This window comes from Acinetobacter sp. 1125_18A, assembly GCF_052824985.1.
Genome location: NZ_VTDG01000003.1, coordinates 166,678 through 187,816, shown reverse-complemented (window position 1 = coordinate 187,816; position 21,139 = coordinate 166,678). Strand labels below are relative to the sequence as shown.

Annotated in this window: 26 protein-coding genes; 6 read left to right on the top strand and 20 right to left on the bottom strand. The window is 37.1% G+C overall.

The window, feature by feature from the left end:
• Positions 1-26: 26 nt before the first annotated feature.
• A complete protein-coding gene (gene hpxO / locus FY049_RS06430) occupies positions 27-1,184 on the bottom strand; it encodes an FAD-dependent urate hydroxylase HpxO (protein ID WP_105712588.1) in 1,158 nt (385 codons plus the stop codon).
• Between the two features lie 213 nt (positions 1,185-1,397).
• On the opposite strand from hpxO, the gene alc reads away from it, so the two are divergent.
• Both alc and FY049_RS06420 read left to right on the top strand, forming a co-directional pair.
• Positions 1,398-2,405, top strand: coding sequence for an allantoicase (gene alc / locus FY049_RS06425; RefSeq protein WP_327857188.1), 1,008 nt, complete (start codon positions 1,398-1,400; stop codon positions 2,403-2,405).
• Between the two features lie 4 nt (positions 2,406-2,409).
• Positions 2,410-2,904: an ureidoglycolate lyase gene (locus tag FY049_RS06420; protein ID WP_154130023.1), complete on the top strand. Its 495-nt coding sequence runs from the start codon at positions 2,410-2,412 to the stop codon at positions 2,902-2,904.
• Positions 2,905-3,108: 204 nt separating this feature from the next.
• On the opposite strand, the gene FY049_RS06415 is transcribed toward FY049_RS06420, so the two are convergent.
• The 16 genes from FY049_RS06415 to ureE all read right to left on the bottom strand — a co-directional run bounded on the left by FY049_RS06415 (position 3,109) and on the right by ureE (position 15,633).
• Positions 3,109-3,831: an outer membrane protein OmpK gene (locus FY049_RS06415; protein ID WP_105712585.1), complete on the bottom strand. Its 723-nt coding sequence runs from the start codon at positions 3,829-3,831 to the stop codon at positions 3,109-3,111.
• Between the two features lie 149 nt (positions 3,832-3,980).
• Positions 3,981-4,301 carry a hydroxyisourate hydrolase gene (gene uraH / locus FY049_RS06410; protein ID WP_056511282.1) on the bottom strand — a complete coding sequence of 107 codons (321 nt, stop codon included), beginning with the start codon at positions 4,299-4,301 and terminating at the stop codon, positions 3,981-3,983.
• 33 nt (positions 4,302-4,334) lie between these two features.
• Positions 4,335-4,856 (bottom strand): 2-oxo-4-hydroxy-4-carboxy-5-ureidoimidazoline decarboxylase, encoded by a 522-nt coding sequence (uraD, locus tag FY049_RS06405; RefSeq protein WP_327857189.1) that lies wholly within the window; start codon positions 4,854-4,856, stop codon positions 4,335-4,337.
• 126 nt (positions 4,857-4,982) lie between these two features.
• A complete protein-coding gene (gene puuE / locus FY049_RS06400; protein ID WP_327857190.1) occupies positions 4,983-5,948 on the bottom strand; it encodes an allantoinase PuuE in 966 nt (321 codons plus the stop codon).
• Between the two features lie 80 nt (positions 5,949-6,028).
• On the bottom strand, positions 6,029-7,045 hold the full coding sequence (locus FY049_RS06395) for a hypothetical protein (RefSeq protein ID WP_327857191.1): 1,017 nt from the start codon (positions 7,043-7,045) through the stop codon (positions 6,029-6,031).
• 57 nt (positions 7,046-7,102) lie between these two features.
• The gene (locus tag FY049_RS06390) at positions 7,103-7,684 is read right to left on the bottom strand and encodes a histidine phosphatase family protein (protein ID WP_327857192.1); all 582 of its coding nucleotides are present in this window, start codon (positions 7,682-7,684) and stop codon (positions 7,103-7,105) included.
• Positions 7,685-7,780: 96 nt separating this feature from the next.
• Positions 7,781-8,827 carry a hypothetical protein gene (locus FY049_RS06385; RefSeq protein ID WP_446083383.1) on the bottom strand — a complete coding sequence of 349 codons (1,047 nt, stop codon included), beginning with the start codon at positions 8,825-8,827 and terminating at the stop codon, positions 7,781-7,783.
• 208 nt (positions 8,828-9,035) lie between these two features.
• Positions 9,036-9,614 carry a lysozyme gene (locus tag FY049_RS06380; protein ID WP_446083382.1) on the bottom strand — a complete coding sequence of 193 codons (579 nt, stop codon included), beginning with the start codon at positions 9,612-9,614 and terminating at the stop codon, positions 9,036-9,038.
• Positions 9,615-9,808: 194 nt separating this feature from the next.
• Positions 9,809-11,509 (bottom strand): urease subunit alpha, encoded by a 1,701-nt coding sequence (ureC, locus tag FY049_RS06375; protein WP_056511298.1) that lies wholly within the window; start codon positions 11,507-11,509, stop codon positions 9,809-9,811.
• Positions 11,510-11,522: 13 nt separating this feature from the next.
• Entirely contained in the window at positions 11,523-11,831 is a 309-nt protein-coding gene (locus tag FY049_RS06370) for an urease subunit beta (protein ID WP_004720299.1), read from the bottom strand.
• Between the two features lie 28 nt (positions 11,832-11,859).
• Positions 11,860-12,162, bottom strand: coding sequence for an urease subunit gamma (gene ureA / locus FY049_RS06365; protein WP_004720298.1), 303 nt, complete (start codon positions 12,160-12,162; stop codon positions 11,860-11,862).
• A gap of 100 nt (positions 12,163-12,262) precedes the next feature.
• Entirely contained in the window at positions 12,263-13,132 is an 870-nt protein-coding gene (locus FY049_RS06360; RefSeq protein ID WP_446083381.1) for an urease accessory protein UreD, read from the bottom strand.
• Positions 13,133-13,175: 43 nt separating this feature from the next.
• Positions 13,176-13,742 carry a HupE/UreJ family protein gene (locus FY049_RS06355; protein WP_056511304.1) on the bottom strand — a complete coding sequence of 189 codons (567 nt, stop codon included), beginning with the start codon at positions 13,740-13,742 and terminating at the stop codon, positions 13,176-13,178.
• 83 nt (positions 13,743-13,825) lie between these two features.
• On the bottom strand, positions 13,826-14,440 hold the full coding sequence (gene ureG / locus FY049_RS06350; protein ID WP_004720292.1) for an urease accessory protein UreG: 615 nt from the start codon (positions 14,438-14,440) through the stop codon (positions 13,826-13,828).
• Positions 14,441-14,498: 58 nt separating this feature from the next.
• The gene (locus FY049_RS06345) at positions 14,499-15,164 is read right to left on the bottom strand and encodes an urease accessory protein UreF (RefSeq protein WP_004720290.1); all 666 of its coding nucleotides are present in this window, start codon (positions 15,162-15,164) and stop codon (positions 14,499-14,501) included.
• The gene (gene ureE, locus FY049_RS06340; protein ID WP_004720288.1) at positions 15,151-15,633 is read right to left on the bottom strand and encodes an urease accessory protein UreE; all 483 of its coding nucleotides are present in this window, start codon (positions 15,631-15,633) and stop codon (positions 15,151-15,153) included. Before ureE ends, FY049_RS06345 begins: the two co-directional genes overlap by 14 nt.
• Positions 15,634-16,004: 371 nt before the next feature.
• Between ureE and FY049_RS06335 the strand changes: the two genes are divergently transcribed.
• The gene (locus FY049_RS06335) at positions 16,005-16,466 is read left to right on the top strand and encodes a universal stress protein (RefSeq protein ID WP_056511305.1); all 462 of its coding nucleotides are present in this window, start codon (positions 16,005-16,007) and stop codon (positions 16,464-16,466) included.
• A gap of 35 nt (positions 16,467-16,501) precedes the next feature.
• A complete protein-coding gene (locus FY049_RS06330; protein WP_004720284.1) occupies positions 16,502-16,945 on the top strand; it encodes a universal stress protein in 444 nt (147 codons plus the stop codon).
• Between the two features lie 85 nt (positions 16,946-17,030).
• Here FY049_RS06330 and FY049_RS06325 read toward each other — a convergent pair whose 3' ends face one another.
• Complete coding sequence (locus FY049_RS06325) at positions 17,031-17,261, bottom strand: hypothetical protein (protein WP_035372252.1); 231 nt, start codon at positions 17,259-17,261, stop codon at positions 17,031-17,033.
• 466 nt (positions 17,262-17,727) lie between these two features.
• On the opposite strand from FY049_RS06325, the gene FY049_RS06320 reads away from it, so the two are divergent.
• Together FY049_RS06320 and FY049_RS06315 are read left to right on the top strand one after the other, a co-directional pair.
• Positions 17,728-18,207: a CinA family protein gene (locus tag FY049_RS06320; RefSeq protein ID WP_056511309.1), complete on the top strand. Its 480-nt coding sequence runs from the start codon at positions 17,728-17,730 to the stop codon at positions 18,205-18,207.
• Between the two features lie 129 nt (positions 18,208-18,336).
• A complete protein-coding gene (locus FY049_RS06315) occupies positions 18,337-18,810 on the top strand; it encodes a hypothetical protein (RefSeq protein ID WP_327857195.1) in 474 nt (157 codons plus the stop codon).
• A gap of 207 nt (positions 18,811-19,017) precedes the next feature.
• Here the strand turns inward: FY049_RS06315 and aroC are convergent, their stop codons facing one another.
• Together aroC and prmB are read right to left on the bottom strand one after the other, a co-directional pair.
• Positions 19,018-20,112 carry a chorismate synthase gene (gene aroC, locus FY049_RS06310; protein WP_327857196.1) on the bottom strand — a complete coding sequence of 365 codons (1,095 nt, stop codon included), beginning with the start codon at positions 20,110-20,112 and terminating at the stop codon, positions 19,018-19,020.
• Between the two features lie 12 nt (positions 20,113-20,124).
• Positions 20,125-21,135 carry a 50S ribosomal protein L3 N(5)-glutamine methyltransferase gene (prmB, locus tag FY049_RS06305; RefSeq protein WP_004720275.1) on the bottom strand — a complete coding sequence of 337 codons (1,011 nt, stop codon included), beginning with the start codon at positions 21,133-21,135 and terminating at the stop codon, positions 20,125-20,127.
• Positions 21,136-21,139: the final 4 nt, after the last annotated feature.

The following is a 21,139-nucleotide window of genomic DNA, read 5'->3' as shown; positions in this document are numbered from 1 at the left end:
TAAATTCAGCATCGACCTAGCAACATTTAATCTAAAGGATTACCAATAATATTACTGATAATGCCACGCATAATATGTGGGCCTTGTTCTTGACGTAAGTCTTGATACCACGCTTCGGTCACAGCTTCATCTTTCATATGGGTCACATCACAACGCTTACGTGCACGTAATACTAACTCATTGGCACGCTCATTACGTTTATTTTGATAACGTTTTAACGCATCCTCTAAGCCTAATGTATTGATTTGCAAAGCGCGTGCTAAGTAAATTGCATCTTCCATGGCTTGGCAACCGCCCTGACCAATATCAGGTGTGGTACTGTGAGCCGCATCCCCCATAATCACCACTCGCCCTTTATAAAACTGGGTAAAAGGTTCAATATCATGAATTTCTACTCGATTGGTTTTTTGCTCATCAATCGCTTCAATTAAGTTTTGAACGGGCTGGCACCAGTTCTTAAAATATTGTTTAAAGAGTGTTTTATATTGGGCCTTACTGTTTTCTAAACCTACAGGTAATGGCACATCAAAGAAGAAGTAAAAACGTTGGTCTGCCACTGGCATAAGCGAAACACGTTTTCCCTCTCCAACAAAGGTTGTCCATTGATCGGCTTGGGCAAACTTATCTGAAATTTCGACTAAGCCATTCCAATTGACATAACCTGCATAACGACGTTCAACCTGTTCACCCAGTACATATTGGCGGGTCAGTGAATGTGTTCCATCAGCACCAATTAACAATGCTGTGGTGACTTCACTGCCATCTGCAAACTGAACTTTTATGTGTTGATCTACTTGTTCTAGTGCAACCATTTTTTTCCCAAGATGAATATCGTCACGGCCAAATTCATCCATCAACATGTTTTGTAAATCTGCGCGGGAAACTGGATAAGGCCGTTGCCCGACCTCTTCAATCAAAGGCATTAAACTAAACTGGGTCATGTGCTCACCAGTTAGGCCATCGATATAGGCTAAATGATCCATTTGACCACCAAGTTTGGAAACTTGATCCGTTAAGCCTAAATAATTTAAACACTTAACACCATTTGACCATAAAGAAATAGCAGCACCTACAGCTAGAATTTGTTCAGTTTGTTCATAGATGGTGACCGAATGTCCGAATTTTTTTAGTGCAATACCTGCGGTTAATCCCCCCATACCTGCACCGATAATAGTAATCTCCATCTATTTCTCCTCTGTCTGTTTCTTTAACACTTATGACTAAAATGCTAAAAACGTGCCATTTATATAAAAATCACAACATTCCTTAAGCAAAGTTGGCATAGGCTATGCATGATGAGGACGGTAAGATATTGTTTTTATGAGTGCTTATTGAACTTTAAGTGCTGATATCAATCAATAAACTGATATGAATCGTAATATGAATGGTAAATAAATATGGCAACTTTACTTGCACCAAGTTTTGAGCTTCCTGCACATTTGCAACAATACAGCAATTTGGCAGATCCCCGAATTGGTACAAAAGTACTTGAATGTTCAGATGATTTTTTTGCAGAAGCACAACGAATGTTGCAATTTAATCCACCCATTTTTGTAGAAGATAAATTTGATGATCACGGCAAATGGATGGATGGATGGGAAACCCGCCGTAAACGCCATGCAGGCTATGACTGGGCAATTGTTAAATTAGGTGTTGCTGGAAAAATTACAGCATTTGATATTGATACCACTTTTTTTACGGGGAATTACCCTGCTTCTGCTTCAATTGAAGCCTGTTATGCACCAAATGGGGACTTAAGCAATGCACTATGGCAGCCCATTCTAGATAATTCTGTTCTTGGCCCCAGCCAACATCATATTTTTGACATTAAAAACTCAGCAGTCTTTACCCATGTACGCTTAAATATTTTTCCTGATGGTGGTATTGCACGTTTTCGCGTCTATGGTGAAGTGCAAATACAGATCCAAGATCGCCAACGTACATTAAATTTACTGGCACTTGAAAATGGTGGACGCGTGATTGCCTATAGTGATGCACACTTTGGCCATCCTCGTAATTTGATCAATCCGAATCGTGGGATCAATATGGGTGATGGTTGGGAAACCAAACGCCGCCGTGCACCTGGATTTGACTGGTGTATTTTGGCCCTAGGTCAAAGTGGTGTAATTGAAAAAATTGAAATTGATACCGCACATTTCAAAGGCAATTTCCCCGCTCAAGTATCGATTCAGGCGATATATATTGAAAATGCGACTGATCCACAATTGATTCCACAAAGTATGTTTTGGCCATTTCTACTCAATGCTCAGGATATGCAAATGGATCATATTCATGATTATGTAGCAGACATTTTAAACCATGAAAAAATTTCACATATTCGTGTCAATATGATTCCAGACGGTGGCATTAGCCGTATCCGATTATGGGGTAAAATTGCAGAGTGATTTTATGAAATATATCCAAATTCAGCCATTAACTGCTGAAGCTTTTGCAGCATTTGGTGAGGTCATTGCCTGTGCTGGCAATGACTTTTTCCATATCAATGGCACGCATACGGAACGCTATCATGCTTTATCTTTGGCTCAAGCGGCTAATGCTGAAGTCGGGTTGAGTATTTTTCGTAATATTCAAAAAACCCAAGTGCCTTGCGAAATTCAAATGCTTGAACGCCATCCAATCGGTTCACAGGCATTTATCCCGATGCAAGGTCAATCCTTCTTGGTTGTTGTTGCAGCGGCTTTAGATCAAGATCAACCTGATCTTGATCATATTTATGCCTTTATAAGCAATGGCCAACAGGCTGTAAACTATCGTGCAGGCACTTGGCATCATCCGTTATTAACGCTTGAAGCACCCAGCGACTTTGCTGTAATCGATCGGATTGGTGAGGGTCACAATTGTGATGTTTTTCAATTTAATGAAAATATTGTCCTGACCTTATAATCACCATTTCATAACAGCAAATAAAAAATGCATGGATCAAAACATTCACACTAAAAGTGCTGAGAAGTACTGAGATAAGATTTTACCCTATGTTGTTAAAAAACCAGTGCAGCATTATTCAGTGTTGCGCTGGTTTGGAAAAATGATCTTAAGCTTATCTCAATCCTATTCATGCATTTAAAAATATGATCAGATAAAGCTCATTTAAAAATGATATTTAATTAAGGCACTGACATTATTTTCATCTTTACCAGAAATTCCATATTTATTATTCCAAACGGAATATTCAACACCTAAATACAATTTCGTATCTGGTGAAATATGTTTACCCGCATTCCATTTCCATTGGGTGGTCCAGTTTAACTCACTGGCATGATCATCTTCAGCGGTTGACCAATCAAGAAAACCATCAACAAGAAAATCTTCTGATGCAATTTTAAAAGGCACACCAAAAACAAAAGTCAGCTGATAATCATCATTTGTGTTCTTGTAATTGTCTGCTTTATAAAAGTTTAATTGTGCATATTGGAAATATGGAATCGCCAAATCTACCCCGATCCCATACAGATAATTGTTAAACCCTTCACCGCCTTCCCATGTTGTGGCAATGAGAACGTCTTTGATTGGCCCTGCTTCCAACTTATGCCCTGAAATCGCGCCTAAGCTCAATCGTGGTGAAACTTCAAAATAGGTCTCATTGCCTGAAACATCATTATTGGTACGATCCGCAAATGCAAAGAAGTCCCCATATTTTAATTTGGCTGCATATTCAAAAGTAATGGTCGATTGATCATCTTCCCGAGCAATTAATTCATAATTTTTTCCATATAATCCAGTAATGCTAAAGTCTTGCCAAATAGGCGCAGCATGGGTGCTAAAAGCGGTGCAAACGAAAGTTGAAAGCGCAGCAAATTGTGTTAATTTCATTGTATAAATTCCCCATCAGAAATAGCGGTAAACACCTGCGTGAATAAGCAAAAACAAAGCCAATTTTTTACACTTGGTCAAAATTTCATAAAAAAAGCCCAAATCAATGGGCTTTAAAATCATGATGATAAAATCTAATTCTATAAAAGCTAGCTACCACGATATGTGGAATAAGCAAAAGGGCTGATTAATAAAGGAATATGATAATGTTGTGCAATATCAAGAACTGAAAAATGAATCACAACTTTTGGGAAAAACGTTGCTAAGGCTAAACGGTCAAAATATTCAGCAGTATAAAAAACCAAACTATAATCCCCTGTTTTAATTCCACTTAAATTAAAATCTGCAACCCGTCCATCTTCATTGGTCCTTGATTCTGCAACAATATTGTCTTGGCTATCCAATAATTTTATCAGAACATTTACGGCAGGCTTGCCAAGATGCGTGTCTAAGATATGGGTACTGATCATGTTATTTCCTTTCTAAACATTATTTTAATGTAATCAATCATTTAAGCTTTCATTTTCACTCAGTTCATGATTGAGTCTTAACATTGCAATTTCACCAAGTTGTTGTTTAACAATACGCTGTTCTGTTTCAGGATCATTTAATAAACGATATTTCAGTGCTTGTAGAATTTCAGTCTGATCTAAGCCCATAGCACGAATTAAAAAAATATGACCAAATTTCTTTTCATAAGCAATATTGCCTTGCAATAAAGCATGTTGTGTTTCAGTGCTCTGTTTTATTGCTGATTGCTCTTGATGAGAAAATGCTTGCTCTTTTTCACTCAGCACTGCCTGAGCCTTTTTTTCACCGATCCGTGGGTGTGTCGCTAATGCATTTGCAATTTCTAACCATGTCCAAGTTGAGGCTTGTGCTTTTGCAAAATCCATCAACGCTTGAGTGTTGACAAATGGACGTTGTGACAAAATTTCATCTGACCAACGTTGAATGTGCACACAATGCTTAAGCAAGGTTGTAAGCTCTTCTGATGATGCTTGATTAAATTCTTCTATTTTCACGAATAATACCTATGCTTGAGTTCGCTAAAATTTTCAAACACTTTTATATAAACTTTGCTGCGCGCTTTACTGCATTCAATTAAAAATAAAGTGCTTACCTTAAAAGCCACATCCTCATAGCGACAATTATGCGGCTGGATGGTGTTTAAACCAATGTTCAGCGATATCACCGCGACGACAGATCCAGACTTTTTCATGTGCCTGTATATAATCTAAAAAACGCTGTAATGCTTTAAAACGACCGGGACGTCCCAGAATACGACAATGCATTCCAATCGATAGCATTTTCGGCTCATTTTCACCTTCTGCATAAAGCACATCAAAGGCATCTTTTAAATATTGGTAAAATTGCTCGCCACTGTTAAAACCAGCAGGCGCGCAGAACTTCATATCATTACTTTCTAAAGTATATGGAATGATCAGGTGCGGGCGGCTTTGGCCTTGTAAATTGGTTAAGCTTGTCCAAAATGGCAAATCATCACCATAGTAATCGCAGTCATATTTGATCTGTGGAAATTCAGCCAATAATTTACGAGTATTTGGGCTATCTCGCCCTGTATACCAACCCATTGGTTTAGTGCCAAATAAGGTTTCTTGAATACTGATTGCTTGATCAATATGCTGACGTTCCGTTTCAATATCTATATTTTGGTAATTTAGCCAACGCTGTCCATGTGAAACCACATCGTAATGAGCTTGTTGAATGGCTTCCACAATATATGGATTACGTGCCAGCGCCATACCCACTCCAAATATGGTCATGGGTAAGTTACGCTTTTTAAACTCATGATGAATACGCCAGAATCCTGCACGAGCGCCATATTCATACATCGAATCCATCGACATATGCTTGTCAGGAAAACTTGCTGCTCCCACGATATCAGATAAAAACTGCTCAGAACCGGCATCACCATGTTCGATATGGTTTTCAGCACCTTCTTCATAGTTAAGAACAAACTGTACCGCTATTTGGGCTTGATTTGGCCATGCTACTTTGGGTACTTCACCGTGATAGCCAATGAGATCTCGTGAATAGGGAGTATTTTGGATTTGGTCTATTAAGTCTTGCCCACGTAAATAAGTTTTATTCACTCAAACCGCCTTTAAACTTTTCAATCACCATTTTTTAGTGTGAATGATCAAGCAGTTTTTATGCCAATCTCACTCATGCTTTAGTCAACGGGTTGGAAAGTTAACTGCACCTGATGACTTTTTCCCTTGAAAATATAGTGGTGTTTTCCAATTTGAAAACTTTGATTAGGTTGAAGAGCACTTTCCTGCTGAGTACGTACAATCATCGTATTATTTTCATCCGATTCTTTTAACAAGAATTGATAAATTTTATCCGTCATCTCTGCATCTAATAATTTATGCTGGATTCTATTTTGTAGATATTGATCTAAACGTTTTGTATAAAGTTCTATAAGTTTTTTATCACCAGAACTAAAAATGCGATCAAAATTATTTAAAGAAGTCACCTCTTTATTTACTGAGCTTAATCCTGTGGTTTTAATTGCACTCACTTCAAATTGATCAGTACGTTCAAAAACCAGATTCAGACTTTCGAGATTGTCTGAAAAATTTGCATCTTGTTGTGAATATTGTTCATAGATATCACGAAAAAGTTTTTGATATTCATAGGATATAGACGCGTAATCATACAGGTTAAAGTATTGCACCTTACTTACATCAGCTAAGTATTCAGCACATTTTTTCCCACATTGTTGTTTTTGTTGTTGACTGATTGCATTGGTCACTAAGTACTGTGTATAAAATTGATGCGCATCATCTAGATATTGAATCTTATGCGTCCATTTATATTTCACCAAACTTGCATCACCTGCTGCAAGGTAAGTTTCATATCTCAGGATTTTTCTCTCTTTTGGTAAATCTTTCTCCCATAAGTCACGATATTGATTTAAAATTTTAACGCCCGATATGGTGAAATCAGAAGCCGCTAAAGCACAATTTTTATCGTCTAAATAACCCAAAAAATCTGAAACAAAAATAACATCCATCGAATACACATCTATTTTTTCAGAATTTGAACGATTTAAAAATTTATGCAACATGTTAAGAGGCATATAGCTTTCAAGCCCCTTACATTGTGTTTCAAGAGGTTGCGCAAATTGAGTTAAATCTGACTTTAAAGCCACAATATCTGCATATGTAGATACAGGTATAAACATAAAAACCGTCAATAGAGCAATTTTTCTTATTATAAAATTCATGCTGTTAATCTCATTTTATTTAAAAATAAAAAACTCTGTATTGTCTAATTGATGATTTAACAATGCATAACGAAAATCACGCATTAATTGTGATGATAATTCTCGCTTTTGCTCAACCAGCATTTTCAATAACTGTAAAAACTGACCATGACTAAATACCAGTAAATGATCATGTTGATAGTGTACTTTTAATGAATCCAAGTGTGAAATAAAGTCCGTAACGCGTTGATAAAAATTGGCAAAAGATTCAGCACCTTCACTTGTCACTAGATTCACATCTGCTTGGTTCCAATAATCATCAACCCAAGGTTTTCGTTCTTGTAAAGTGGTATTTTTGCATCGCATATCGGATAAGTAAGAAAACTCCTGAATATCCAAAACTTGAGGTGTAATCTGATCTCGTAATAAAATTGGTTCAGCTGTTAGACGTGTACGGAGGAATGGAGAGATAAAAATCTGCTTTGCTGGTGGTAGAACATCAACAAGTTTTTGCGCCTGTTCATGTCCATATTCGGTTAAGGGAATACTTGCATGTGACTCAGTTTTACCGTTTACATTACCTAAACTTTGCGCATGACGAATTAAATAAATACTCATAAAATTCTCTTACCTCACCTTTATTTTGAAAATAATCAATAATTTTTAGTCAATCAATTTACAACTCATATTTCAATCATCATTTTTGAAGATTAATCATCCAGAATTTTGGTTAGAAAAATTTATCGGCTCCATAATTAGTTTTAACTTATTGTCTGAAACTATAAAACTATAAATGTGCTGACCTAATTGATAACTTGTTACACTTTTGCTTTTAGTCTCATGTGTACCTAGATATTCAACCTTTGTGTACAAGTATCTGCTTTCTTTGCTTAAAATCTCATATATATTTTCTATCATGCGATCATCAAGAAGATTGTTTTCAATACGATATTTTATATAAGCATCTAGTTTTGCATAGAAAATATTTTTAATGTTTCGGTCATCAATTTTAAAAATGAATTTAAAGTTTTCAATTGATGCAACTTCGAAGGGGAAAGAATTTAAACCTGTTTTTTTTATATATTTGATTTCAAAATCATTAGTTAAATCAAATATTTCTTGAAGTTGTGTGATCTGCTGTTCTGTTTTTTTAAAATTTTTATAATGATGTTGAAATAGATCATGATATGCCATTAAAATACCCACATAATGAAGAGGAAGATAAAATCCATGATCTTCTTTTAGATATACATAATCTTTACATAACTCTCCACATCGGCTTTTCTCATTTTTTGAAATAATATTTCTATTTAAATAAATATTAAAATTTTCTTGAGCTTGTTGTAATTTTTGGTTATCCATCGTCCAAGAATACTCAATTAAATTAGCATAACCTGCTTGCCTATAAACTTCATTATCCAACATTCTCTCTATATCATATTTATATTTAAAATATTTTTCTTTAATTGAAATACCATTAGCTGAAAATTTACTTGCTGCCAAAGCACAATTTTTATCTTTTATAAAAAGTAAAAAATCTGAATTAAATATAAACATAAGATCATATACATGAATATCACTTCCTTTTGAGTCATTTAAGAAGTTATTCAAATTTTTTATTGGTCTATAATCATCTTCATTTTTACATGCTATTAATAAATCTTGGCTTATTAAATTTAATTCAGACCGCACATCAGCATACGCAAATTTATTCATCCCTATAAAAGCAATAAAAATTGCTATTTTTAATACTCTAATCATCAAATTGGCCCTTATATTTTTCTCTTTTTTGATATTTTAAAAATCATCTTCATTTTCAAAAGGCTTCTTTCATCAGCTCTTTTTTAAATCATAAATTAACATAAAAGCCCCCTCATCCTAGCCTTCTCCCCCAAGGGAGAAGGAACCTTCTATAGCTATATGATTCACTTCAGATGAGCATTTTTTAATTTAGCAAAGAGCTTTAAAATTATGAGTTAAATAAGAGTTTCTCTACTGCTCTTCGGTTTACTAAACCTTGTACTGTTTTGCCACCTGCTTTGATCCAAACATCAAATTGATGACTGGCAGCTTGATAATCAGAGGCATTCAATAATTTTAATAAAGTTGAGTTTTTAAAAGCACCGATACCAATGTTATAGCTCAATGAAACCAACGCATCAAACTGATTTTGATTTAACGGCACATTTACAGCAGCACTTACTGCTTGTTCAAAACGCCTAAGGTCATATTGCATATAGTTTTTTGCTTGTTCAATGGTACAAGTATCACCATACTGAACAGCTTTTCCATGCGGGTAAATCGTCGTTCCATAACCGATGGTACACACACCAACACCATCATCATAGGCTTTAAGCTCTAATCCCTCAAAACCACAAATCAAATTCACACCTTGAGGACTTACATGAGTAATTTGATCTTGTGCAAAGCCAATCTCAGCATCTGTATCCACGGCCACTGCAATGTCTGAACCAGAATAAGCTTGATGATGTTTATTCAATGGTTTTGAAAATAACTTGGAAAAAAATTTAGACCAAAATTGCGTCATCAATAAAACTCAAAAAAAAAAGAAAAAGGTTATATCGCTGTACCTATACCACCCAATATTAAACATAGCTTTTTGAATAAATAAAGTTGTCTTTGGTTGCATTGGGTATAGATCTATTGATTTTAAATAGAAAAACTCCGCTCTTATCATAAGAAAGGAGTTTTATCTTCTTGTTGCTGTTGATATACATAGAATTAAAACAAGAAATAACGCTGTGCCATTGGTAATACTTCAGCAGCTTCACAAGTTAGATGTACACCATCTGCACGAACTTCATAGGTTTCAGGATGCACATCCATCACAGGACAATAGTTATTATGTTTCATGTCTTGCTTAGTGATGTTTCTGGTATTTTTACAAGGTGAAATTAACTTCTTTAATTGTAATTTTTCAGCAACACCAAGTTCAATTGCGGCCTGTGACAAGAAAGTAATACAGGTATTATGTACGCCTCTTGGATATGCCCCAAACATTGGACGGTAATGTACCGGCTGAGGTGTTGGAATTGAGGCATTAATATCCCCCATTGGCGCTGCCGCAATCATACCACCTTTAATGATCATCGATGGTTTTACTCCAAAAAACGCAGGTTTCCACAACACCAAATCAGCAAGTTTCCCTTCTTCTATAGAACCAATTTCATGGCTTAAACCATGAGTAATGGCGGGATTTATTGTATATTTTGCAATATAACGCTTCACCCGATTATTATCATGGTACTGATTATCACCTTCTAATGGCCCACGTTGCACTTTCATTTTATGCGCTGTTTGCCAAGTACGTAAAATCACCTCACCCACACGCCCCATTGCTTGAGAGTCAGAAGACATCATTGAAATTGCGCCGAGATCTTGCAAAATATCTTCTGCTGCAATCGTTTCGCGACGAATACGACTCTCAGCAAATGCGACATCTTCAGCTATCGCTGGATCTAAATGGTGGCAGACCATGAGCATGTCTAAGTGTTCATCAATGGTATTGATGGTATATGGACGGGTTGGATTGGTTGAAGATGGTAAAACATTTGCCTGACCAATGGCTTTTAAAATATCAGGTGCATGACCACCACCCGCACCCTCAGTATGATAAGTGTGAATAGTACGATTTTTAAATGCCCCCAGTGTTTCTTCAAGGAAACCACTTTCATTTAAAGTATCAGTATGAATCGCAACTTGTACATCATATTCATCTGCCACAGTTAGACAATTATCAATTGCAGCAGGGGTAGAACCCCAATCTTCATGCAATTTCAGCCCCACCACACCCGCTTTAATCTGCTCCGCAATCGGTTCAGGTTGACTCAAATTACCTTTGCCCAATAAGCCAATATTCATAGGTAAATCATCAATGGCTTGCAGCATGGTTGAAATATGCCATGGCCCCGGTGTTACTGTTGTTGCCGATGTTCCTGCAGCAGGACCAGTACCACCACCAATCATGGTCGTTGTCCCCGACATTAACGCTGTTTCAACTTGTTGGGGGCAAATCCAGTGAATATGGGTATCTATTCCACCTGCTGTAAGTATTTGCCCTTCACCTGCAATCACCTCAGTTGCCGCACCCAGTGGAATGGTAATATCGGGTTGAATATCTGGATTGCCGGCTTTACCTATTTTCCAAATTCGCCCATTTTTTAATCCCACATCGGCTTTAATAATTCCCCACCAATCGACAATCAATGCGTTGGTAATCACCGTATCTGCAACATCTGCTGCAAGTAATTGAGATTGTCCCATCCCATCGCGAATAACTTTGCCACCACCAAATTTAACTTCTTCACCATAGGTCGTGAGGTCTTGTTCAACTTCTATAAAAAGTTCGGTATCTGCTAAACGTACTCGATCCCCAACGGTAGGACCAAACATTTCAGCATAAGCTCGACGTGACATTTTCATTTTGATTATCCTTTTAGTCCAACTTACCCATCACACGCCCTGCGAAACCATAGACTTCACGTTTTCCGACCAGTGCAACGATTTCTACATCACGTCGCTGCCCCGGTTCAAACCGAACCGCTGTACCAGCCGCAATATTTAAACGAAAACCTTTGGCACGTTCACGATCAAATTGCAAAGCATCGTTGGCTTCATAAAAATGAAAATGTGAACCCACTTGAATCGGTCGATCACCTATATTTGACACTGAAATTTTCAGTACGTCACGACCGACATTCATTTCAATATCACAATCAGGTGTAATAATTTCACCAGGGATCATATGCTTATCCTAATTTTGAAGAAGTGTTCTATACAATCGGTTGATGGACTGTGACGAGCTTCGAGCCATCTGGAAAAGTAGCCTCTACTTGCACTTCGGCAATCATCTCAGGCACACCCTCCATCACATCATCACGACTGAGTAAGGTAGTGCCAAAATGCATCAACTCACTGACAGTCATTCCATCTCGCGCACCTTCAAGCAGTGCTGCGGAAATAAATGCAATAGATTCAGGATAATTGAGTTTTAATCCACGTGCTTTGCGACGTTCTGCAACCAAACCCGCTGTAAAAATCAGCAGTTTGTCTTTTTCAGTAGGATTGAGTTCCATATGTATTTCCTAAAGTTCTCACATTTTTTTATGCAAAATATGTGCTCAGTTTTAAATTAAACACGCAGATTTTATTTCTAAAAGGTGATCTTTAAATGAATCAAGTTCGCCAAATGCGTGGAAATGCTTCATCCAAATCAAACCAATATCGCCTTAATCTGGCGCGAATTGCTGCAAAAGCATCATGACAATGTCGAACATCATCGCCTAAAAAACGTGCACTGATGACATCCCCCAATAAGGTTAACCTTACAGGCATATCCATTCGCATCATCAACTCACGAATTAAATCGATATGTGCCTCAAAATAAATGTTTGCTCGAAATTTTTCGGGAGGAACTGCCCATAAACTCCCCATAACGGCATGATTATTCATGCCTAGACAAGAACTTAGCCAACGATCATTGCCTTTAAAACTCAGTGTGTCTGCCACCAGTAACTGCTGATTTCGCCATAATTTAAAATGACTGTGATAAGCACCAGATTGAAATTTTTCATCTCGAGCTTGACGACCAATTACCAACATATCCCAACCTATAAAGCTTGCTGTCTGATCAAGCTGAATCAAGGTTTCTGAGTGAGCATTGGCACCATCAAATAACATGGTTTCTTGAGGAAGCCATTCAAATACAGCATTGTGTTTAACTGAGATATGGATATGTTGATAAGCTTGTTTGCCATTGGTTCGATACCATTTACCAGCACCTGGGGTTGTGACTAAGGCATGGGCAGCATCATCTACACTGATCTCAAATGTTAAATGATCGCCACCTGCAATACCCGCAGGCGGATGGACAATAATCGCATGACAAATTCCAGTTTTTTCTGGCCACAGCATCTTTTGCACACGTACAGGTCCAAAATGTCTACGATGCGCCAATATCGTTCGCTCAGTTTGAGCCTGAAAACCCAATTCGAGTTTGGCATACCAAAGGCGCTGATCAGGAAGATATTCCACTAAACTTATCATGGCCGCCTTTATAAATTGATATTCGCAATTAAGCGCTTAAACATTAAGCCAAACCAATAACCGCAACGATTGCAGCCAAAGTACCAATAATTTTCTTGCCATATGGAACGTACTTTTTGATAAAAGCACCAATGCCTAATCCACCCGCATAGATCAATGTCATTGCTGTCACCATACCTAAAATCAGTAAGCTGGCATGACCTGATTGGCCTAATTCAGCGCCATGTGCAACACCGTGAAAACTTGCCAATAGAACTGCTGTAATAGGTAAAACTTGATTTGATTTTGTCCAAAGTGCTATAGCCAATAAAACCAATGACGCAATAATGCCGTACTCAGCAACTGCTGCTGGAATAAATCCTTGGCTACCGATCATAAAGCCAATCACCATCGCTACAGCTAATCCAATCAAGCCGAAAAGCTTCCAGCGTTGATTTGCCGTCCACATCAATACACCAAATGCGATTGCCATCATCAAATGATCTAAACCTGTAAATGGATGAATAAAGCCTGCCCAAAAACCGGTATGGTGATCATGTCCAGGGTGAGCTAAAGCCAATACAGGTAAATATGCAGCACATGCCATCAGACTGTGTTTTAAAAAACGCATTCAAATTCTCCTTTGATTATTTTTCAATTCAAATAATTACAATTATTTTTAATATCGCGAATAAGCTTTAATCTCTACGCTAGCTAAGCTTTAAATAAACCTTGTTTTTCAATAAACTCAATAATTTGCTTTAAACCATCTTGAGTTTTCATATTTGAAAATAGAAAAGGTTTGTCACCACGCATGCGTTTTGCATCTTGATCCATTACATCGAGATTTGCACCGACCATTGGGGCTAAATCTGTTTTGTTTATAATCAATAAATCCGACTTGGTAATGCCGGGACCACCTTTACGTGGGATCTTTTCACCACCCGCAACATCAATCACATAAAGGGTTAAATCAGATAATTCGGGACTAAAGGTAGCGGCTAGATTATCTCCACCACTTTCGATAATAATCAGCTCTAAACCATCAAATTTTTCACAAAGATCATCAATTGCAGCCAAGTTAATTGAAGCATCTTCACGAATTGCAGTATGTGGACAACCACCTGTCTCAACACCAACAATACGTTCTGGTGACATCGCTTCATGACGAGTTAAAAAATTAGAATCTTCTTTGGTATAGATATCGTTGGTCACAACCGCCATATTATATTTGTTGCGTAAAGCAAGGCATAAATTCAAGGTTAATGCTGTTTTACCTGAACCAACAGGACCACCTATTCCAACACGTAAAGGGCTACGTTCTGTCATCATTTTTTCCTTTTCTATGCTTCATTCTCAATAAAAAATAGCGAATGAAACGTGTCATTTATGATCTGAATAATCGTGAATATAAAGTTTCATGCGACATACTTAACATCGCATAATTGGGCAAAGCACTACTTAACTCATCATCTTCTAAGGCCAAGGCACGCACTACGGCTTGAGGAATTAAGCCATGTAAGTGCCACAAAATTCTTTGACCGCTCATTTGCCCTAAAGGGACAGTTTTAACCGCACCTAGCACTTGGTTCTCTAAAACAGTAAAGCTATATGCCGTCAGTACATCCACCAGATTAAGTTTTAATGTCCCACATAAATGTGCGTAAACTGGTACAAAACCAAACTGCTTTTTAATCTCAGGTTGCTGTTTTAAAACATCACGAATCCAAGCATTCATAGAAAATGCCAACTGCTGAGATTCAGCCCGTAATTCTTTCGACTCACGGCTCGCTTTATAAAAGTTAGCCCAATTTAAAAATTCAGCTTCGTCTAAATAATGTTGCATCAGACGTTTTAAAACGGGGAGTTCAAACCTAACCAGCAACATTTCCAGCACTTCTTCAAAATAAGCAATACTGCTTGCTTCATCATGAATCAAACCCTGATCAATCGCACTTTCTACCCCTTGCGAATAGCAATATGCACCGATGGGTAAGGCTGTCGATGACAGGGTCAATAGACTTAATAGTTGAGATGCGTTAGTGATGGACATGATGTAAAGCCTTAATCGGGCTTAAACGATGATCATGCTGATGTTGTGCATATGCCCCACTTTCAGGTTCAAATGGATGTTCAACTTCATCTACTGTCAGCCCTAAACCTTGAATCATTTCTGCAAGGACATGATCAGGTTCAAAATAAAGTGCTGTTGGAGTAAGCATTAATGGGACATGGCGATTTCCCAGATGATATGCAGCTTTAAGTAAGTCAAAACTATGCAGTGCCGAAACTTGCATTAATTTTTCAGCTTTGGCATCTACACGTAACACTTCACCTTGTTCAGTTGCAATATAAGAACCACTACGCAAAATGCCTGTACGTGGTAAATCCGCACCAATATCGCGCCCATTATTTAAAGTTGCACGAAAACGGCTCTTTTGCCGAGTATCAAAAGTCAATTCAATACTTTCAGCCTCAATGTTTGACTCTATATGGTCTAGACGTTGCGTATAAATTTTCATACTGATCCACTTATCTATGGCACTTGATTTAAAATGTTCCAAATTGATGCCAAAATTTTATTCATAAATATCGGTTTGCATTAAATTAAAGCATTTATCATGCCAGTTTTTAGAATCGTAAGAATTCAAAATGCATCATATTTAGAACGCTAGCCTAAAACCTGAGATCAAATTTACATGAGCGAGATTTCAATAAAAAATCAGGACAATTAAACGTTACAAAATAAAACCATAATAAAATTATGTGTATTTCACAAAAGCTTGAAATAACACACTTTTGATCAACTAAAATTCTCATCGACAATTTGCGACTAACAGCGCAATGTGTTATCAATGAATAAATAATCAGACAAAAAAGGGAGAAACTTATAATGGCTTATCAACACATACTGCTTGCTGTAGATGACTCTCCTATTTCTTATGCTGCACTTGAACATGCAGAGAAAATTGCACTTGCTTTTAACTGTAAAATTACTGTGATGAGTGTGATCGCAGTTGATCCTTTTAAAGGCGTCGATTTTTATAAAATAGCGCCTGCTGTAACTCAATATTTATTTGAAGCTGAAAAAAATGCTTTAGCACGTTTAAAAGATATTCAAGAAACTTTAGTTCACCATGGTGTAACGACAGTAGATACCAAAGTGGTGCGTGAAGTTCCTCCTGCTACTGGAATTTTAGATGTTGCAGATGAACTCAATGTGGACCTTATTGTGATGGGTTCCCATGGACGTACTGGTCTGAAGAAATTCTTCTTAGGGAGTGTTGCACAAGAAGTGTTGTCTATTTCTCCACTGCCTGTGTTGATTATTAAATCTACCCAAGAAGAAGCTTAATTTTTATTTGAAATGTTAATTAAAAAGGTGTGATTATGACTTATCAAAATATTCTTGTCCCAGTTGACGGTTCTGACATTTCTTTTTCTGCATTAAAACATGCTGCTGCGATTGCAAAAGCCTTTGGAAGTAAAGTCACTGCGATCAGTGTCGTTGCTGAAGACCCTTTTGCTGCTGCTGATTTTTACTATTCGCCAGATATGTTAAAAGATTACATTCAAGAAGCAATTAAAAATGCGGAAGAAGGTTTGAGCAAAGCCAAACAATTGGCTGAACAGCAAGGTGTTCAAATTGATACACAAGTCGTGAGAGACTCGGTTGCAGCTGAAACCATCATTAAAACTGCTGAATCATTACATACAGATTTAATTATCATGGGATCACATGGGCGTAAAGGCTTCCAAAAGTTTTTCTTAGGCAGCTTTGCGCAAGATGTACTGGGTCAAACCAAACTCCCTGTATTGATTGTCAAACAGTGATTGATTAAATTACCAAATAAATAAAACCCAGTTTAGCTGGGTTTTATTTATGCAATGTCCATATCAGAGATAACTTGGGAAACTATTAAACTGCGATAACTTTGACTAAAATGGTTTGAGATTCTTCAAAATCATCAAAAATTTGCTTACGGCTAAGTTCTTTGGACTTTACTTTAAAATTATGATTTTGATAGTGAATGATCTCAGGTATTTGATCAAAATAATTTCCTTCGGCTTCAATACTTTCTTCAAATAAGGCTGTGCCAAGCTGATATTCTCTACTTTTTAAGACAACATACTTAACAGTCGTTTTCATCATTCGCACTCCATTTTCATATGCACTTTATTTTTATTTATATCACTTTTTGACGCATTTGAAATATAAAAATTCATCATATTGCATAGTAATTCTACAATTGGCCTAAAAAAGGAAAACCCACCTGTTGAGAAGTGGGTTGACTGCATATTTACAGACTTTACGCTGATTATTCTTTTAACTTTCTGTGGTTGTTATTTGATGCTTATTCTTGGTTTTTGTTGTTTGTGCCGTCATTATGGCAAATAAATATGACAAGCTTATTTCAACTCAGCGTTCTTTTGATTAATTTTGTCTCTGATAAACCATGTAGAGCTAACATCATGATTTATATTTAAAAATATTAAAAAAAATAATTAAATTCACGACTCGATATGCTTATTTTTTATTTGGTTTTCTTGCAAATTTTCTCAATTCACTTATAGTTAAATTATTGAATATAAATAATTAATTTAGAGTCATACTAATGCTTTTAAAACAATGTTGTGATCTGCTTGAAAGAAAGAATTTAACAGTCGCATTTATTGAAAGTGCAAGTTCTGGTTATTTATCCAGCCAATTTTCGATCTATAAAAATAGTGGTGCAGATATTTTATTAGGTGGCTTAGTCAGTTACGACCCTTCTATTAAAATTTCAATTTTACAGATAGATCCATCCCTCATCGAAAAATATAGCGCTGAATCAGTTGAAGTCACTAAAGCGATGGCAATTCAAGGGAAAAAGCTCTTTAGCGCTGCAGATATCGTTGTCAGTTGTACCGGCTTACTTAAACCTGGTGGTAGTGCTAGTATTGAAAAACCAGAAGGTACATTTTTTATCTCAATCCATTATCAAAACACATTGTCGAATTTTAAATATTTTATTGAAGGTGAGCCGTTGACTCGTTTAAATCAATTAACTGAAAATGTAGCAAAGGAAATATTAAAAATCTTAAATTTTGTTTAAGATTTATGCTATGCCTTAACTGAAATACAAATTACTGAAATATTTAATTCACTTTTTAACTAAAAAGCGGTAAATTTTACATAGATTATCAACATATCAATAACACAAATGAACTTATTAGGAAGCGGTATGAAACTTCAATTTGCGATAATTTCTTCTTTAGCATGTTTAACTTTGGCGGGTTGTGCTGGCTCTTATCCAGAAAGAGTTGTTACAAAAGGCCCTTTAATCTGTGAAGCAAATGAAGTTTGCCCTGAACTTTCTATGCGTTGGAAAGATGAAGTCCGTGATGGCTTTAAAATCACAGCAGAAATTAACAATCCAACAAAATATGATATTACCCAATTTGTCTTCTTAGTGGATGGTCAGCCATATACATATTCAACCATTAACACGACACAATACGCGGGTACAGTTTCATCAAACTCGATTAATGTTCCTGTCAGCTTTCTTAACTCATTCCGTAATGGTAAAGAAATCTCACTTAAATTGGTAACCAACCAGGGTGATGTTGAACGTTCAATCTTAAAGGCAGATGGTCAACAGTCTTCTGCGTACCTGACTTTCTTAAAGGGTTATACAGGTCAAATTGTTACTCAATAAGACTGAGCAACATAGATATAAAAAAACCAGACAAAATGTCTGGTTTTTTTAACTCAAAATCTTTAACTTAAAATAATGAATCCAAGATCATTCAGCTAAATTTGTTGAGCAACAACTATTAAGTAAAAAACAAATCATTTGAAATTTACTCTAATAATTAAAGGTATTTCAAAACCCCAATACCCTCTCTTATCTCAAATATATTTGCTATTTAGGTTCAATTGGGGCAAATGGTGCAACCACATCAGCATTTTGTGCACGGTGACGCATAAAGTGATCCATCAATACGATGGCAAGCATGGCTTCAGCAATAGGTGTAGCACGCACACCTACACATGGATCATGACGACCTTTTGTGAGTACATCTGTATCTTCACGATCTAGATTAATGGATTTCCCTGGTGTGGTAATACTTGCGGTTGGTTTTAACGCAATCGCTACACGTATGGTTTGGCCTGAAGAAATACCACCGAGAATACCACCAGCATGATTGGCTAAAAACCCATCTGTGCTAAGTTCATCGCGCGTTTCATGACCAAATTGTTCTGCAACTGCAAAACCATCACCAATTTCAACACCTTTCACCGCATTGATTGACATCATGGCATGGGCAATATCAGCATCTAAACGATCAAATACTGGTTCACCCCAACCTACAGGTACTTTTTCGGCAAGGATCTCAAGCTTTGCACCACAACTGGTCCCCTGTTCACGTAATGATGTCACCAGCGCTTCAAAACGTGGAACTGCATTGACATCACCACAGAAAAACGGATTATTCGGGACTTCATTCCAATCTAAAGCTTGTGCTTTTTCTGTACCAATTTGCGTCACATGCCCACGAATCACAATCGCAAATTTCTCAAAAAGAAATTTCTTTGCAATCGCACCCGCTGCCACACGCATCGCCGTTTCACGTGCACTTGAACGACCACCACCACGATAATCACGGAAACCATACTTTTGCGTATAGGTGTAATCTGCATGACCTGGACGGAAAGTTTGCGCAATATTGCCATAATCTTTAGATTTTTGATCTGTATTACGGATCAATAAACCAATTGAAGTTCCTGTCGTTTTACCTTCAAAAACTCCAGAAATGATCTCAACCTCATCTGGCTCTTTACGCTGAGTGGCAAACTTAGACGTTCCCGGTTTACGACGATCTAAATCAATTTGTAAATCTTCAGCAGATAATTCAAGACCCGGTGGCACACCATCAACAATTGCCATCAAGCCTACGCCGTGAGATTCACCACAAGTCGTTACACGGAAGAGTTGTCCAATACTGTTGCCTGCCATGCTTACGACTCCTTAAGCTTGAATAGATTGAATAAATAAATCACGGAATGTACGACATTGTTCAGCAGTCAAAGCAAAAATACCTGTACCGCCTTTTTGGAACTGTAACCAGTAAAAATCAATCGTATTAAAATTCTGTTTCATTGCCCATTCTGAGTTACCTACTTCAATCACGATTAAACCGTCTTCAGTTAAATAATCAGCAGCTTGAGCCAACATTTTTCGAACTAAATCCAAACCATCTTGACCCGCAGCTAAAGCAAGTTCAGGTTCATGATGGAATTCATCTGGAAGATCAGCCATATCTTCAGCATCCACATACGGTGGATTTGAAACGATCAAATCATATTGATTTTCAGCTGGAATTTTGGCAAACAAATCAGACTCAAGCAAAGCCACCTGATATTGCTTATTGTGATGCTCCGCATTAATAGAAGCCACTTCTAATGCTTCTTTAGAAATATCAGTCGCATCTACTTCTGAATCAGGGAATGCATATGCCAACGCGATCGCAATACAACCGGAACCTGTACACATATCTAAGATACGCTGTGGTGTTTTTGGATTTGGGTTTTCAGGTAAATTATTCACGCCTGCACGCGTTTGCCCATTTTCATCTAAACAATAAGGTGCAAAACGGTTTTCGATCAATTCAGCAATCGGTGAACGAGGAATTAACACACGCTCATCGACATAGAATGGCTTACCAAAGAAATAAGAGAGGTTAAGTAAATAAGAGGTTGGAATTCTTTCATTTACACGACGTTCGAGTAAATTTAAAAACTCAGCTTTTTCACTTGGCAATAATTTTGAATCTAAAATTTCAGCATCCGCCTTCCATTCCAAAGAAAGCGTTTGTAAAACCAAGGCAGAACTTTCTGCGAAATAATCTTCTGTACCTTGACCCAAATGTGCATCGTATTGACGTAAAGCTGTAACCCCAAAACGAATAAAATCACGAATTGTTGATAGGTTTTCAGCAGCTTCCTGTAAATGTTCAGGGCTAATAGTCGGTCGATCCACTTAA